This is a genomic window from Pseudomonas sp. zfem002, assembly GCF_032621685.1.
GTDB classification, from domain to species: Bacteria; Pseudomonadota; Gammaproteobacteria; order Pseudomonadales; family Pseudomonadaceae; genus Aquipseudomonas; species Aquipseudomonas japonica.
This window is the reverse complement of record NZ_JAVYJH010000022.1, coordinates 35,281-51,469: the sequence shown is the minus strand read 5'-3', so window position 1 is coordinate 51,469 and position 16,189 is coordinate 35,281. Positions and strand designations below refer to the sequence as shown.

Annotated in this window: 14 protein-coding genes and 1 pseudogene; 1 reads left to right on the top strand and 14 read right to left on the bottom strand. The window is 61.7% G+C overall.

Annotated elements, in window-relative coordinates; translation table 11 throughout:
- Positions 1–6 precede the first annotated feature (6 nt).
- The 4 genes and pseudogenes from RTI28_RS22605 to RTI28_RS22590 all read right to left on the bottom strand — a co-directional run.
- A pseudogene (locus tag RTI28_RS22605) lies at positions 7–348 on the bottom strand (radical SAM protein); the annotation flags it as partial.
- Between the two features lie 45 nt (positions 349–393).
- Positions 394–1,827, bottom strand: a complete 1,434-nt coding sequence (gene tnpC / locus RTI28_RS22600) for an IS66 family transposase (protein ID WP_316922572.1) — start codon at positions 1,825–1,827, stop codon at positions 394–396.
- 352 nt (positions 1,828–2,179) lie between these two features.
- The gene (locus tag RTI28_RS22595) at positions 2,180–2,968 is read right to left on the bottom strand and encodes a hypothetical protein (RefSeq protein ID WP_316922512.1); all 789 of its coding nucleotides are present in this window, start codon (positions 2,966–2,968) and stop codon (positions 2,180–2,182) included.
- Positions 2,969–3,029: 61 nt separating this feature from the next.
- Positions 3,030–3,446, bottom strand: coding sequence for a hypothetical protein (locus RTI28_RS22590; RefSeq protein WP_316922511.1), 417 nt, complete (start codon positions 3,444–3,446; stop codon positions 3,030–3,032).
- Between the two features lie 665 nt (positions 3,447–4,111).
- On the opposite strand from RTI28_RS22590, the gene RTI28_RS22585 reads away from it, so the two are divergent.
- Complete coding sequence (locus RTI28_RS22585; protein ID WP_316922510.1) at positions 4,112–5,158, top strand: GlxA family transcriptional regulator; 1,047 nt, start codon at positions 4,112–4,114, stop codon at positions 5,156–5,158.
- A 10-nt stretch (positions 5,159–5,168) separates the two neighbouring features.
- Here the strand turns inward: RTI28_RS22585 and RTI28_RS22580 are convergent, their stop codons facing one another.
- The 10 genes from RTI28_RS22580 to fdnG all read right to left on the bottom strand — a co-directional run bounded on the left by RTI28_RS22580 (position 5,169) and on the right by fdnG (position 16,013).
- The gene (locus tag RTI28_RS22580; RefSeq protein ID WP_316922509.1) at positions 5,169–6,095 is read right to left on the bottom strand and encodes a dienelactone hydrolase family protein; all 927 of its coding nucleotides are present in this window, start codon (positions 6,093–6,095) and stop codon (positions 5,169–5,171) included.
- A 68-nt stretch (positions 6,096–6,163) separates the two neighbouring features.
- The gene (locus RTI28_RS22575) at positions 6,164–6,391 is read right to left on the bottom strand and encodes a hypothetical protein (RefSeq protein WP_316922508.1); all 228 of its coding nucleotides are present in this window, start codon (positions 6,389–6,391) and stop codon (positions 6,164–6,166) included.
- Entirely contained in the window at positions 6,384–7,634 is a 1,251-nt protein-coding gene (locus RTI28_RS22570) for an aminotransferase class I/II-fold pyridoxal phosphate-dependent enzyme (RefSeq protein WP_316922507.1), read from the bottom strand. The genes RTI28_RS22575 and RTI28_RS22570 overlap by 8 nt, the downstream gene beginning before the upstream one ends.
- Before the next feature lie 47 nt (positions 7,635–7,681).
- Positions 7,682–8,911, bottom strand: a complete 1,230-nt coding sequence (locus RTI28_RS22565; protein ID WP_316922506.1) for an MFS transporter — start codon at positions 8,909–8,911, stop codon at positions 7,682–7,684.
- 22 nt (positions 8,912–8,933) lie between these two features.
- Positions 8,934–9,656: a TenA family transcriptional regulator gene (locus tag RTI28_RS22560; protein ID WP_316922505.1), complete on the bottom strand. Its 723-nt coding sequence runs from the start codon at positions 9,654–9,656 to the stop codon at positions 8,934–8,936.
- Positions 9,657–9,728: 72 nt separating this feature from the next.
- A complete protein-coding gene (locus tag RTI28_RS22555) occupies positions 9,729–10,307 on the bottom strand; it encodes a GNAT family N-acetyltransferase (RefSeq protein WP_316922504.1) in 579 nt (192 codons plus the stop codon).
- 229 nt (positions 10,308–10,536) lie between these two features.
- Positions 10,537–11,424 (bottom strand): formate dehydrogenase accessory protein FdhE, encoded by an 888-nt coding sequence (gene fdhE / locus RTI28_RS22550; protein WP_316922503.1) that lies wholly within the window; start codon positions 11,422–11,424, stop codon positions 10,537–10,539.
- The gene (locus RTI28_RS22545) at positions 11,421–12,062 is read right to left on the bottom strand and encodes a formate dehydrogenase subunit gamma (protein ID WP_316922502.1); all 642 of its coding nucleotides are present in this window, start codon (positions 12,060–12,062) and stop codon (positions 11,421–11,423) included. The genes fdhE and RTI28_RS22545 overlap by 4 nt, the downstream gene beginning before the upstream one ends.
- Positions 12,059–12,952: a formate dehydrogenase subunit beta gene (fdxH, locus tag RTI28_RS22540; RefSeq protein ID WP_316922501.1), complete on the bottom strand. Its 894-nt coding sequence runs from the start codon at positions 12,950–12,952 to the stop codon at positions 12,059–12,061. Before fdxH ends, RTI28_RS22545 begins: the two co-directional genes overlap by 4 nt.
- Before the next feature lie 10 nt (positions 12,953–12,962).
- On the bottom strand, positions 12,963–16,013 hold the full coding sequence (gene fdnG, locus RTI28_RS22535) for a formate dehydrogenase-N subunit alpha (protein ID WP_316922500.1): 3,051 nt from the start codon (positions 16,011–16,013) through the stop codon (positions 12,963–12,965).
- Between the last annotated feature and the right edge of the window lie 176 nt (positions 16,014–16,189).

Here is a 16,189-nt window from a genome sequence, read left to right as displayed (position 1 = left end):
CTGACTCTACAACAATGACAACTGCCCACCCGGCGGACAAAACGCCGTGCAATCCAGCGCATAACCACCCCGACGGTTGAGGCCATAACGCCGGATTGCCTTGTCGAAGCGCTGCGCCAGCAGGTCGGCGAATACGCCCTCGCCGCGCATCCGGGCGCCGAAGCGGCTGTCGTAGAGTTCACCGCCACGGCTCTGCCGGACCAGGCTGAGGACATGCTCGGCGCGTTGCGGGTAGTGATCCTGCAGCCACTGTTCGAACAGCGGCGCGACCTCCAACGGCAGGCGCAGCAGCATGTAGGCGGCGCTGAGGGCGCCGGCTGCGCTGGCCGCTTCGAGCAGACGTTCCAGTGTAAGCGCTCCATAAACCCCACCTATCCAAAGATGGGCGAGCGCTTAGCTATGCAGATGAGGCGTGCAATTCCACGGCAGCAAGGCTTCGTAATCTTCCACTGAGGACGCCTGCGGCAGGCGTTCCAGTGCGTGGCGCAGCCACGCATAAGGCTCCTTGCCGTTGGCTTTGGCTGTTTCAACCAGGCTGTAGAGTTGCGCACTGGCCGTCGCGCCCTTGGGCGTGTCGCTAAACAGCCAGTTCTTTCGGCCAATGACAAACGGGCGGATGGCACGCTCAGCGGCGTTATTGTCGATCGGCAAGTAACCCTGCTCGAGGTAACGCTCCAACTTGCTCCAGTTGCTGGCCAGATAGCCGATGGCTTTGCCCAAGGCGTTCTGCGTCGTGACCTGGGGCTGGGTTTTCTCTACCCAGCTCTTCAACTGAGCCAACACCGGCAAGCTGCGTTCTTCACGGCCAATCTTGCGTGCCTCATCGCTGCCGTCTTTCAAATCGCGTTCAATGCCATAGAGCTTGTTGATCAGGTTCAGCACAATGTCAGCGCGCCCAGTCTTGCCCTTCGGCTGCACTTTCTGCGCTTCAACGAACTTGCGCCGAGCATGTGCCCAGCAGCCCAATCGCTCGACGCCGTCCTGCGCGGCCAGCGCGTTGTACCCGGCGTAGTCGTCGGTCATGACATAGCCGCGATAGCCTTCCAGCAGGCGCGTTGGCACCTCTTGCGCTCGGCTGGTGGCGTAGTCGAAAAGGACCACCGGCCGATCAGGTGGGCCGCCGGTTTGTACCCACATCCACGACTGGCTACTGGGCTCGCGCCCAGGTTCTTTCAACACCTGTACGCGGGTCTCATCGCAGTGGATGATCCGGCTGTTCAACAGGTTCTCGCGCATCAAATTCAGTAGCGGCTGCAAGTGTTCACTGCACTGAATCACCCAGCGCGCCAAGGTTTGGCGTGGGATGTCAATGCCGTGGCGGCCCAGCACTTTTTCGAAACGGTGAAGCGGCAAACCGTCTACGTACTTGGTCGTCAGCAGCATGGCCAGCACACTGGGGCTGGCCATGCTTTTCTCGATCACTTGGGCAGGCTTGTCTGCCGTCACTGGCGCTGACTCGCAGTCGCGACAGCCGTAGACCTTGCGCAGGTGCTTGATGACCCGAATTTGCATCGGGACGATTTCAAGTTGCTCGCTGACTTCTTCGCCAATGACGTGTTTGCGGCAGCCACAAGCGCAGGTCAGTTCATGTTCGGGCAGTTCGTGGGTGACTTCGATACGCGGCAAATCAGCGGGCAGCGGCTTGCGTTTGCCACGGCGTTTGGTTGGCGCAACGACTTCTTCTTCGGCGAACTCATCGACCGGCTCAGCCAGACTCTCCACTTCGTTGAACAGCAGCAACTGCGGTGTTGCCACGTCGCCTGTCTGCTCGCTCTTGCGGCCAAACAGGCGCTGGCGCAACAGCGCAACTTCCTCTTCGAGATGCAGTACAAGATCTTCACGCGGTTGCGCGGCTTGTTGAGGAAGACAAAAAGCACGGGATCGAACACCGCCACCTTGATATCGAGTTCGACCAGAGCGGCCAGGCCATCGATGGACTTTCGAAAGTCGACAGGTTTTGGATAGAGGTAGACTGTCGACAGGTTTTGGATAGAGGTAGACTTTTTCGACTTTGGCGTCGGGTCGCATCATGGTCGGCGGGCTCCGGAAAGAAATCGGGAGCACAGCATCCGGAATCAGTTGAGCGCTTTGAATGTGGGGTTCATGGAGCACTTACATAGTTCAGATCTGATTCACGTATGTTCACAGAGTTAATCACCGACGCAAATTCTGAAAATTACTAAGAGTGCGTGTCATTACTACGGGGCATTCGAACAGGCGGTGCTTCGTCTGCACGTCTCCTACGCATTGACGCTTGCGCTTTCATTACTACGTCAGAGAACGGTCGATCTGCTCGATCTGCGACTGCCAATCCAAAGCCAAACATATAGGGGGGTGGGTCTTCTCTTTTGAGAGATTTCGACGCTTTTTCCCGGTATGCATGTTTCTGGATGCTTACTGCATCCTTGAAACTCTCGTCCAAGCGCAGAACCTCATCCAACATTAGCCTAAAAACCACCTCACCAAAATCGAAAGCCTCTTTGCTATCGGGAAAGTACCCCTTATGGATAACCGAATTGCGGAACTTTGATTGAGATGGGGACAGCAACGCCGGCTGCTTTCCATCCTTCAAAGTTCTCAAGCCGATATACATTCCAAGCTGCCGTTCCGACTGGGCAGCGACTGATTTCCACATCAAATCTAACTGATCGACCTCGACCTTTTCGGCTGTCAATTGCACACGGATGGAAAATTCGTATAGGCGTTCCAGTGCGGCAGCAAAGCTGCTTACAGACTCCCGTAGATAGCCGTCAACTAGAGCCTCTAAACCGCTTTCAAAAAGTAGCTCAAAAGGAAGATTATCGAGGATGGCTACCAGCTGATGCCCTTCCGGGCAAACGGCGCGATAAAGATTATGCTCCTGAACGTGCACCGTCCTACTTCGGAGCACCACACCCTCAGGCCCAAAGTCATTGTCAGCCATCGAGACAGCGCGCGCGCACTCCGCGCAAGGAATCATAATTTCCAATTTCGTTTCTCCGTCATCAACGGTCTTGAGGCAGACTGTTGCTATCGATTCAGAAGTAAACTCAAGATTCGTAGGTGTAAGGCTCTCCATAGATGGAAGTGTAATCTATTCTTACATTTGCTCTGGAATCGATTTTTTTTGTTATCTCTTCAGCTGTAATTTTGTTTGAAATTATTGTGACAAGTTCTATTTTTTTTCCTGCAGGTAAAAATGAATTTCGTGCAATCGACTCATGCCCCCACTTGTCGATTGGAAGGCCCTTTAATAGTAAAATTAAAGCCTCCTCCACTTTATCGCCTGAGCTGATTTTTTCCCCATCAACTTCTATTGAGAAGTCTTTGATAAGTGCGGGGCCTATTCCATTATTTTCTAAGTGAAGCGAAATCGTCCCGTCGTCTTTGTTTATGTGGGTTGTGCTCGAGATATGTGGCGTAACCATAAGGCGATTGTGTTTGTCGATTTTTTTGCTTGAAGCCATGTAAATACCACTGCCACCATGGCAATTACTACTGATGCAATACTGGTTCCAATTGACCAGTAGGGGGATAGTGAATTCTCAGGTGTGAATACGTAGATCAAATATTCCATTTACGGCTCGTTTGTCATAGCGTGATCAGGTAATTGTGCTCGACTTAATGGACCAAGGCAATCAGTTTGGTTAGGAAGGCCTCTGCTATTAGAGGAGAAGCCGGATCCAGATAGTAAAAATGGTACGGATCAGGTCGAATGCTGCTGGAAACCTTTGATTTAAGGGGCCTGGAATTAAGTAGTTCCAATCCATCACCGAGGATTTCTATTGATTTTTTGACCGTGTGAATCGGCCCTATTTCGCAGACACCGCAGACAGACCGCTTTTGGCTGTTTGCGGCCCTTAGCGAAGGGCTACTATGGGTCGAAAGCAGTCGCTCGCGAACGGCTGAAAACAACCCAGAACTGCCGATCACAGCGTCTAAGAGTCAGGACGATTCACCCTTCATTGTTCTAACTGAAGGAGTTGTCCGTGATTCAGCTCCCTCACCGCTGCCCGTGCACATCGCCGCGAACAGGTCCTGGGTGAACGCAGCATCCTGACGCTCCTGCCACACTCGCAAGCGCACTCTCCAAGAAAGCCACAATCAACCCACCAGACTCAGCAGACTTTCAATGCATGGCCTTTTGACGCTATGTTGGCAAGGTGCCGCCCAACGTCAGGCGCTTGGAGATGTAAGGAATACCGTCATGCGCACTATCTGGTTCTTGCTGCTCCCGGGCACACACATCCTGGATCTCGGCGGTCCGTTGCAGATCATGGCGAGCCTCGAAGAGCTGCAACTGGCGCCGATCAACGTGCGTTGCATCGCGGCGAAGCCGCAGATCAGCAGCTTTCAGGGCGTGACCTTGAGTGGCTTGCAGCAGTTGCCGGAACAGCTCTCACCCCAGGACTTGCTGTTCGTCGTTGGCAACAAGCTGTCTGTGAGCACCAGCGAAGCCGCGATATTGGCCGCGACCGCCCAGTGGCTGGCGAAGGTGGTAGGGCAAACGCCAGATCTGCAGTTGTGCTCCATCTGCACCGGTGCGTTCCTGCTGGGCGAAGCCGGCCTGCTGGATGGCCGTCAATGCACCACGCACCATCGTTACGTCGGCCTGCTTCAGGCTCGCTACCCAAACGCCAGGGTGCTGGAAAATCGCCTTTTCGTGGAGGACGACGGTGTGTTCACCTCGGCCGGCGTGTCCAGCGGGACCGACCTGGCCTTGCATATCGTGTCTCGGCTCTACGGCAAAACAGTGGCCAACCAGGTGGCGCAGGAGCTGGTCATCTACCGTCGCCGCGCCGGCGAAGATGTGCAGTTGCGCGCGGCGGACCTGGCACGCAATCACATCCACCCATTGGTACACGCGGCCCAGGACCATATCGATACGCACCTGGGCAGCAATTTCAGCTTTGAACAACTGGCCAGCCAGTTCAATGTCAGCTACCGGCACCTGGCGCGGCTGTTCCGCGACAATACCGGTCAAACCCTGCAGGACTACTTGCGCGCCCAACGCATTGACCTGGCCCGTGAGCTTTTGCGCGGCAGCCGGCTCAATGTGGAGCAGATCGCAGAACGCTGCGGTTACGGCAGCAGCCATGCCTTTCGCCTGGCATGGCGCCGGGAAATGCCACAACCGCCGCTGCAGTTTCGCAGCGTGATCACTCAGGACAACGCCTAGGCCCCCGTTGTCACCGGCCACTCACGGTCGTGGTGGTGAAACTGTCAGTGAAAAACCCGACCACGGCCTTGCGCGACGCCTCCCGCGCCGCTGGATCCGGTGCCGAACGCCCCAGGCCGCCCTGGCCACGGTGCAGGAAGGGATCCTTGTACTCCTGAGCGGCTTCCAGGCCATTGAAGCCGTGCTCGGCGCCGGGGTAGACCACCACCTGCGCTCGTGCCTGGTCTTCGGCAGGCAGGCTTGAAACAAGGGTTGGACAAGCAGCGGGGTCATCCTCGTACTGGTCCTTTTCACCCACCAGGACCAACAGGCGCGCCGGCGCCAGGTGCTTCAGGTTGTAGCCGGGAACGCGGTTGTAGCCCCAGCACACGGGATAGAAGGCTGCCAGCGCGACGGGACGCACGCCGGAGGCCTGCTCCAGTTCGTCGTTGATGGCCGCAGAAGCCGCGAGCATGGTCTGAGCACCGCCCCAGGAGAAACCGAGCACCCCCACCCGGTGGCTGTCGATACCGGGCTGAGTGGCCAGATAAGCCAAGGCACCCGCCAGGTCCGGCAAGGTGTCGTGAACACGCGGCGGCCGCCCTTGTGCACCGCCAGCAAGGCGGCGTGCGCCCCACATGTCCAGCTCGAGCGTGGCGATGCCGCGGGCATTGAGGTCACCACCGTGCAGCGGGCCGCGCGAGTCCATTCCCGCCGAGCCGTGCAGGATCACTACCGCCGGTGCCGGCCCCGTCACGTTGGCGGGCAGCGACAGCACAGCCGGAACCCGTATCGGGGTCGCCTTGCCGGCGGAGGGCAGGGGCTGACTGTAGAACGAAACAAGGCGTTTGCTGACGCTGGCAACACTGTCGCCAGTGCTCGATGCAACCTCACCCTGTGCCGCTGCGAACGGTAGCGCACACCCCAGCAACAGGCTGATGGCCATTACTTTGTACATTTGAATACCCCAGAACGCCCAGGCGGATCCTGATCCAGCCCCGGTTCACCAAAGACACGACGCCGGCATCAGCCGCACATCGCCATTATTGCCAGGCCATCGATGTGCCAGCCGCCAAGCGCCAAGGGATCCAGCATCACCATCCCCAGCAGCACACAGCAGCCCAGCCCGAACGCCACGACATACCCACGCGCTTCCTTGCCGGCACCGGTGCCATACACCGCGACCAGGGCGAGTAGTTGCATCCCCACGGCAAACACGCCAATCGCGAAACCTGAAGCGAGTATTTCAGCCATTGCACACCGCACTCCGGGACAGGCCTGACGGCACGTGCACCGTTCGTTGAAAGGACACGGCGTCGAACGCCTGCTGCAGATCGGCCTTGATATCGCTCACGCGCTCCAGGCCGACACACAAGCGGATCAGGCCGTCGCTGATGCCCGCCTGATGCCGCGCTTCTGCATCCAGGCGGCCATGGGTGGTGCTGGCCGGATGGGTGACCATGCTGCGGGTATCACCGATGTTGGTGCAGCGGGCCACACAACGCAGTTCATCGATCCATTGCCAGGCTGCTGGCTGCCCACCGACGATCTCGAAACTCAGCAGCCCGCCATGACCGTCCTGCTGGGTGCAGGCCAGGGCATGCTGGGGGTGGTGAGCCAGACCGGTGTAGTGCACCGCGCTCACCAGCGGTTGCCCGCTCAGCCACTGGGCCAGTTCCAGGGCGCTCTGCTGCGCACGCAGCATCCTGATTTCGAGGGTTTCCAGACTCTTGAGCAGCAACCAGGCATTGAACGGGCTGCAGGAAATACCCAGGGTGCGCAATACGCCCCTCAACGCCTGCATGAGGTGTTGCGAACCCGTCACCACACCTGCCAGAGCACGCCCCTGACCGTCCATGTACTTGCCTGCCGAATGGATGACCAGGTCCGCACCCAGGGTGTGCGGGCGCTGGAACACCGGCGTCAGCAGGGTGTTGTCCACCACGACCAGAGCGTCCTTCTGGTGTGCCAGGAAGCTGATGGCACGAATGTCGCCGATTTTCAGCAGCGGGTTGGAGGGGGACTCGAGCACCACCAGGCGGGTCCTGTCGTCGATTGCCTGCTGCCACTGGGTCAGGTCGGTCAGGTCGACGAACCGCGCCTCGATCCCGAAACGAGCCATGTAGACGCTGAAGGCACTGACGGTCGTGCCGAACACATCGCGGCTGCAGACAATATTGTCACCTTGCTGCAGGAACGCATGACAAAGCGCGGTGAACGCGCCCATCCCGGAGGCGAACGCCACGGCACCTTCCGCATGTTCGAGCGCCGCCACGCGGCTTTCGAACGCTTGCACCGTGGGGTTGGTGAAGCGGCTGTACACATTGCCCTGCTGTTGGCCGCTGAAGCGTTCCGCCGCTTCCTTCGCTGAAGCGAAGGTATAGGCAGATGTCATGGCCAGTGGCTCGCAGAAAACATCGGACAAATCGCTGACCCGATTGCTGTGCAACGCCGAAGTTGCGTCAAAACCATCCAGGCCAATCGCAGACGATTGCATGGTGCACCTCCTTGTTTGCATTGAACGATGGGCAATTGATCGGTGAACTACTCAGGTTCAGCCACTGGCGAGGTCGGGGTTTGTGCTGCGGTGCGCGCCGATACCAGCCACAAGGAAGCCAGCGCAGCCACCACGGTGGCCGTCGCCAGGCCAGCCAGGGTCAACTGGTAGCTTTGATGCCTGTCGAAATCCAGTGCGCCGAGCTGCGTGGCCACCAGGGCGCCCAGCTGGTGCACCAGGAACAGCAGGCCGAACACCTTGCCTTTGATTTCCGAGCCATACAGGGCAAAGCAAAATGCCGACGTCAGTACCACTGTGCCCAGGTAACTGGCACCGAACAGCACCGCAAACAGGTAGGTGCCAAGCGGTCCCGGAGTGGTCAGAAGGACAATCACCGCCGCCGTACGCAGCAGGTAGAACAGCATCAACAGCAGCCCTTTGTTGTAGCGGGTGGCCAGCCACCCAGCCATCAGGCCACTGATCAGTTCCAGCACCCCCAGCAGGCTCAGGCCACTGGCCTGTACCGAGCTGGGCAGCGCCTCGCCCTGCCAGAACGACACCAGATGGACGTCGATGAACGCCATGGTGGCGCCACAGCTGGCAAAGCTCAGCGCCAGCACGAAGAAACGCGAGTCACGCAGCAGGAACGCTACCGAGTGCTTGACCAGGGCGGCCTGCGGATCGGGCTTCAACGGCACCGTCCGGGCCACCCAGTACAGCGCCAGGCTCAACGGAATCAGGAAGATCAGGCCAACCCAGGAGAACACCGGCTGCCAGCCTATGCGCTGCTGCAGCATGATCCACAGCGGCGAAAGCACGATGAAGCCGATCGACGTGCCATTGGTCACGAAAGCGAAAGCAAAGGCCTTGAAGCGTTCGGCGACCAGGCGATCGACCAGGATGCCCATGGGCACGTAGGTCATCGCCGCCAGGGCAAAGGCGCCAAGCAGGCCATACAAGAGGGTGAACAGCATCAGCTGAGTGCCGACCAGGGTCACCCCCAGCAGCACCAGCCCTGCACTGACGCTGCCCAGGGCCACCGTGCTCAACGGCCCGACCCTGTCGCTCAGCCAACCCACCACGGGCGACACCAGGCCGATGGTCAGGACGAACAGCGAACCGGCCGTGGCCAGCGCCGCACGCCCCTCGCCGAAGTGAGCGGCGAGGTCGACGAAGTACACCTGGTACAGCCCTTTCAGGGCGCTGGACAGGAACATCACCACGAAGCCGACGACCAGCACCGAGACGATCAAGGTCGAGCTGAATTTCTGATTCATGACCAATCCTTCTTGCGGGGTATCAAACCGCTTCGGCCTCGGGAACCCGGCAATACGCCTGGTACATGTTTTCGTACATCGCGTAGAACAGCCGGCAGGTGTGGTCTACCGCGTGCAAGGCCTCCTCTTGCATCTGCGCCGTGGTGCAGAGTTCCGACACCAGGTCCAGGCCTTCGTTGACGTGGCCGACGTCCTCCTTCTGGTGCACGGAGAAGAACAGCAGATCCTGTTCCGCCAGGCCGTAAGCACGCCCGAGCAACACATGACGTGCATCGCCGGCGACGGTTTCGAGGTTTTGCCCTTCGCTGGCGATCATCACCGCTGCCGCGCCAACGTGGTAACGCGCCGGGTCACGCACCGCCTGCAGACGAAAGTCGATCAGCTCCCAGGTGGCCGGCAGCGGTTGCTCGGCATCGCGCTCGGCATCGCTGATGCCCAGTGCGCGGAGGAAATTCTGCATGAGCACCACATGGTTATCGGTGCGCGAAAGCCGCCCGGTTTCTTCTTCGAAGCAATTGGTGACCAGCGCCCGCTTATGCGCAGGCAGCGGGCAATAGAAGAACAGGTGCTCGACATAGGTCAGGAAGTACTTGGTCAGTTGGTAGCCCTGCAGAGCCACCTTGCGCAACAGCGGCTTGTTGCCTTCAGGCGAAAGCAGTGCCTGGAATATCGGGTGGGACAAGGTCAGGTGGTGGTGCAGTTTCTGTTCCAGCTGATCGCGAAAGGCAGCAGTCGACAAGGCCATGGCGGCATTCCTTGAATGATTGAAAGGGGAGCCCTTGGCGACGATGACCGCAGGCGAACGATTGATGGCGCGTCAGTTCAGGTTGAGTCGCAGGGCCAGGCTTGCCACTGACTGGGCCATGTAGTGGCCGCGATGTTTCACGCCGTTTACCCGCGCATAGTCCTCAAGCACGCCGTAGGTCTGAAACCCGAAGCGTTGCCATAGACGGTGAGCACGAGTGCCTTCGCGTACGTCCAGGGTCAGCAGTTCGATGCCTTTTGCCTGGCACAACCGCACGATTTCCACGAAGGCGCGAGCCACCAGGCCAGAGCCGCGGTGGGCCGGGTGTACCACGCCCTTGCTCAGGTCGGCGATGTGCCGGCAGTTCGGCATGCTGCTGCGCGAAACGATCACCAGGCACGCCGGCCCGGCAGGTGCACACCCGAGCAACGCATAGGTATCTCCACCCTGGATGCGCGCCTGCAACGCCGCGGTGAAATCGACACCCTGGTCGACCGACATCTCTTGCTCATAGCCCAGGACACCGCCATCCCCGACGGTGCTGTTGATGAGGTTCATGATGTCCGCAGCGATAGTGCTGTCAGTCTGGTTCAGCCATTGCAACTGCGGCTCGGCAGAGACCCGCGGCGCAAGGGAAGGGGAGGTGTTCATGGTGTAAATCCCGTGTACGTTCAGGCAGGGATTTAACCGTTTAGGTGTTATGTCGAGTAAGCAGGGAATCGGACAGAAAGCGGAAAGATAGTGACATCAGGTCGCTGGCAAGCCAGTCGGGCCATGGTTATCCAGAGATCCGGGCATGTCGGGACCGCTGGCGCGGTCCTTCGCAAGGGGGCGTCACACGACAAGCCAGCGCCTACAGGGTAGACCGAGTTTGCAAGGGTCATCCCGGAAACAGAAACGGACTGACCCCACTGCGCCCAAACCCCTCCCGCTCCACCTCGGCATCCAGCCCCAGCGTCGCCAGGTCATCCGCCAGCACCTCCAGATCGCGGTCATGCTCCGGATAGAACACCTTCAGGTAACTCTCGCACGCTCCGCAGCTCTCGGCCTTGACCGCCACCCGCGGCGCATCCAGCGACCAATAGTCCAGCGCCCCGGTCGCCTCGCAGTTGCTGCACTTGAGCCGGACCATATGCCAGCGGCTTTCGCACAACCCGCAGTGCAGGTAACGCAGCCCGGCCTGGGCGCCGCTGAGAATGCTGCTGGCCACCGGCGCGCTGGCGCACACCGGGCAGTGCTGGCGACCCTCGCCCTGGGCCTTGCCGCTGGCCGGCAGATGCGCCGCCAACTGACGGAAGTACAGCGACAACGCCGCCCAGAGAAACAGCGCCGCGCCGCTGTGCACCTGGTGGAAATCACCGCGCAGCAGGGCGTCGGCCTGGGCCCCCAGGCGCTCGTCGTCTTCGCCCAGCAGGTCCTCCAGTGCCGGGTGTTCGATGTGTTCACCCAGCCCGCGCAGCAACGCCAGCCAATGGCCGTGCCGCACATGCCGGCGGCAATCCAGCGGCGCGCCGCTGCCGTCGAGCAGCACCGGCAAGGTTTCGAGCAGGGCCGAGGGCAATGGCAGGCACTCCAGCAGGCGCTGCTGGCTTTCCACCAAGCCGCCGACGAAACCCAGGTAATCCGCCATCGGATGCCCGACCGCCAGCACCCGAAGGCGCGCGGCGCGTTTCCGGTAGTCGCCCGCGCGGGACGGCAGCAGCACCGGGACGATCTCGCCCACCGCCGCCTGGCCGCCTTCCAGGGGTGTCATGCGGATACTGTTCATTGGCCTTTCCCCTCCTGCTTGGCGCTGACCTGCCGGTACCAGCGGTCATGGTGGGTCTTCGCCCAGCGCTGGGATACGTAACCGGTGACCATGCCGCGAATCGAACCCTTCACCCAGAACGCCAGGTAGGCATGCCCGATCACCAGCAGGATCAGGCCGATCCCCGCCAGTGCATGCACCAGCAGCCCGATCCGAATCACCGGGATGGAAAACAGCGGCGCAAACCAGGGCCGCCAGATCACCACGCCGCTGACCAGCAGCACGCAGATCAAGCCCATGATTCCCCAGAACAGCACCTTTTGCCCGGCGTTGTACTTGCCGATCTGCAGCGCCGGTTCATGCTTGCCGGCGAGCACCTGGGGCAGGTTCCTGAACCAGATCCTGTCCTGCGGCTCCGGCAGGTTGTAGCGCACGAAACGGATGAACAGGAACACCAGCAGCAGGAACACCACCACGCCGAAGAACGGATGGAGGATGCGTGCCATCTGCGGTGTGCCGAACACGGCGTTGAGGCCGTTGAGCGAGGGGAAGAACCACGACAGGCCGGACAGCGCGACGCTGAAGAAGCAGATCACCATCAGCCAGTGGCTGGCGCGCTCGATGAAGCGCGTGCGCAGGATCATCTTGTCCTTGTTCATGCCGGGGTCTCCTCGTTGTGTTTTTCGTCCTCGTCCACTTCGTTGGGGCCCACGCCGACGTAGTGGAACACGGTGCCGGCCAGGGTGGCGAAGAAGGCCACCGCCGCGGCCGGCTTGAGCCAGCCCTTCCAGCCCTGCACCGCGGCGCTGATGCGCGGATCGGTGGGCAGCTTGTGGTACAGGTGCGGTTTGTCGGCGTGCTGCAGGACGTACATCACATGGGTGCCGCCGACCCCCTGCGGGTCATACAGGCCGGCGCCGGCGAAGCCGCGGCCCTTGAGCTCGCGCACGCGCTCGGCGGCCAACTGCTGCATGTCGGCCTTGCCGCCGAAGTTGATCGCCCCGGTCGGGCAGGTCTTGACGCAGGCCGGTTCCTGGCCGACCGAGACGCGATCGACACAAAGCGTACATTTGTACGCCTTGTTGTCCTTCTGGCTGATCCGCGGTACGTCGAACGGGCAACCGGCGATGCAGTAGCCGCAGCCGATGCAGTGCTCGGACTGGAAGTCGACGATGCCGTTGGCGTACTGGATGATCGCCCCCGGCTGCGGGCAGGCCTTGAGGCAGCCGGGGTCGGCGCAGTGCATGCAGCCGTCCTTGCGGATCAGCCATTCGAGGCGGCCGCTTTCGTGCTCGACCTCGTCGAAGCGCATCAGCGTCCAGGTGTCCGCCGTCAGGTCGGCGGGGTTGTCGTAGACGCCGACGTTGTGGCCGACCTCGTCGCGCAGGTCGTTCCACTCGTTGCACGCCACCTGGCAGGCCTTGCAGCCGATGCAGATGCTCACGTCGATCAGCTTGGCCACCTCGGCCTGGTGGCTGCGCGCCTGGGGCGGCGGGGTCAGGCTGCTGGTGGCCGAGCGCTTGATGATGTCCTGGGACTGGTATGACATGGATGCGCCCTCAGACCTTTTCCACGTTGACGAGAAACGCCTTGTATTCCGGCGTGTGGGTGTTGGAGTCGCCGACCCCCGGGGTCAGGGTGTTGGCCAGGAAGCCCTTGCGCGTGCTGCCCTCGTAGCCCCAGTGGCAGGGGATGCCGATGGTGTCGACCGGCTGGCCGTCGATGGTCAGGCGCTGGATGCGCTTGGTCACCACGGCCTTGGCCTTGATATAGCCGCGCCTGGTGCTGACCTTGACCCGGTCGCCGTGCTGGATGCCCTTGTCCGCCGCGAGCTTTTCGCCGATCTCGACGAACTGTTCGGGCTGGATGATCGCGTTGAGCCGCGAGTGCTTGGTCCAGTGGCGGAACAGTTCGGTGATCGAGTAGGTGGTGGCGACATAGGGGAACTCGTCGCGCTTGCCCATGCGCGAGCGGTCGTGCTCATACACCCGCGCGGTGGGGCTGTAGGTCACGGCCGGATGCAGCGGGTTGCTCGCCAGCGGGCTTTCGGTCGGTTCGTAGTGCTCGGGGAACGGCCCGTCGTTGAGCGCGCCCACCGAGAACAGGCGGCCGACGCCTTCGGGCAGCATGATGAACGGGCAGGTGGCGCTGCCCGGGGCGATGGTCGGAGCGAAGTCCGGCACATCGACGCCGCTCCAGCGCGCGCCGTCCCAGGCGATCAGCTGGCGTTTCGGGTCCCACGGCTGGCCGGCCGGGTCGGCCGAGGCGCGGTTGTACAGGACGCGGCGGTTCTGCGGCCAGGCCCAGGCCCAGCCGGGGGTGTTGCCCAGGCCGACGTCGCTGTTGTCGCGACGGGCCATCTGGTTGCCTTGCTCGGTCCAGGAGCCGGCGAAGATCCAGTTGAAGCACACCGTGCTGCCGTCGTCGCGCAACTGGCCGAAGTCATTGAGCAACTGGCCCTTGCGCAGGATCAGGTTGCCCTGGTCGTCATGCAGGTCGGCCAGGGCGCGGCCGTTGGACTCCTTGGCCACTTCCTCGGGCTTGGGGTCCAGCGGGTCGGCGTAGTCCCAGGCCATGTTGAGGATCGGCGCGGGGTTGGCGCCGCCTTCCTTTTCATAGAGCTCGCGGATCTTCATGAACAGGTGGCCGAGGATCTTGCCGTCGTGCCAGGCCTCGCCGGGCGGCGCTGCCCCGGCCCAGTGCCATTGCAGCCAGCGCGAGGAGTTGACGATGGAGCCGTCTTCCTCGGCGAAGCAGGAGGAGGGCAGGCGGAACACCTCGGTCTGGATCGCCGCGGTATCGACGTCGTGCTCCTCGCCGTGGTTCTTCCAGAAGCTCGAGGTCTCGGTGGCCAGCGGGTCGATGATCACCAGGAACTTGAGCCTGGCCAGGGCTTCCTGGGCCTTGTTCTTGTCCGGGAAGGCGGCCACCGGGTTGAAGCCCTGGGCGATGTAGCCGTTGACCTTGCCTTCGTACATGCGGTTGGTGAAGTTGATCACGTCGTAGCTGTCGTCCCACTTCGGCAGCCAGTCGAAGCCCCAGTCGTTGTCCTTGGTGGCCTTGTCGCCCCAGAAGCTCTTCATCAGGCTGACGAAGAACTTCGGCGTGTTCTTGTAGTAGTTGACCTGCTCCGGCAGCAGCGCGGCCGGGGTGGTCTGCTTGAGGTAGGTGGCAAGGTCGGTCTGTGCGTCGGACGGCAGGTTCATGTAGCCCGGCAGGCGCAGGGAGAGCAGGCCGAGGTCGGTGTAGCCCTGGATGTTGGAGTGGCCGCGCAGGGCGTTGACCCCGCCGCCGGCCATGCCGATGTTGCCCAGCAGCAGCTGGATCATCCCCGAGCCGCGGATCATCTGCGCGCCGTTGGTGTGGTGGGTCCAGCCGAGGGCGTAGAGGAAGGTTGCGGTCTTGTCCGGGGCGCTGGTCTCGCCGAGGATCGCACAGATCTGCAGGAAGTCTTCCTGCGACGTACCGCAGACGCTGCTGACCATCTCCGGGGTGTAGCGGGCGACGTGGGCCTTGAGCAGGTTCCACACGCAGCGCGGATGGCTCAGGCTCAGGTCGCGTTTGGCGAAGCCGTTCTCGTCCAGCTCGTAGTTCCACGAGCTGCGGTCATAGCTGCGCTTGCTGGCGTCGTAGCCGCTGAACAGGCCTTCGTCGAAGTGGTAGTCCTCGCGCACGATCAGGCTGGCGTTGGTGTAGGCGCGCACGTACTCGTGCTGGATCCTGTCGTGGCTGATCAGCCAGTTGACCATGCCCATCAGGAAGGTCACGTCGGAGCCGGCGCGGATCGGCGCGTAGATGTCCGCCACCGCGGCGCTGCGGTTGAAGCGCGGGTCGACGACGATGACCTTGGCGCCGTTGCGGATCTTCGCCTCGATCACCCACTTGAAGCCCACCGGGTGCGCCTCGGCGGGGTTGCCACCCATGATCAGGACCACGTTGGCGTTCTTGATGTCGACCCAGTTGTTGGTCATCGCGCCGCGGCCGAAGGTCGGCGCCAGGGCCGATACCGTCGGCGCGTGGCAGACCCGCGCCTGGCTGTCGGTGCCGAGGATGCCCAGGGCGCGGGTGAAGCGCTGGTCCAGCGAGCCGGTTTCGCTGCTGGCCGCCGAGGAGCAGAGCATGCCGGTGCTGAGCCAGCGGTTGACCGTGGTGCCCTTGGCGTTCTTCTCGATGAAGTTGGCGTCGCGGTCGTCCTTGAGCAGGCGGGCGATGCGCTCGATGGCGTAGTCCCAGCTGACCCGCTGCCACTTGTCCGAGCCCGGTGCGCGGTATTCGGGGAACAGCAGGCGCTGTTCGCTGTGGATGTAGTCGACCAGGCCGGCGCCTTTCGGGCACAGCGAGCCGCGGCTGACCGGATGATCCGGGTCGCCTTCGATATGGAAGATCCGCGCCTTGGCGTTCTTCGCCCCGTCGCCGAGGCTGTACATCAGCAGGCCGCAGCCCACCGAGCAGTAGGTGCAGTTGTTGCGGGTCTCCTTGGCCCGCAGCAGCTTGTACTGGCGCGACTGGGTGGCCTGGGCCATGCCCGGGGCGAAGCCCAGGGTGGCGCAGGTCGCGGTGGCGGCGCCCACGGTGCACAGTTTGAAGAACTGTCGTCTACCCAGTCCCATGATCATCTCCTTCTCGCGGCCGAGCCTGGGCGCCGACCGGGCGCGCGGGGGCCCGCCGGTGAAAGCGTCAGGATCGGTCAGTGGTGTTCAGGCCAAAGCATGCAGGGACTACGCGGTAGCGCACTCTGCTGGCGGCTTGCGGGCGTAGTCGCGGGCAGTTTATGTCCATGTTTTTT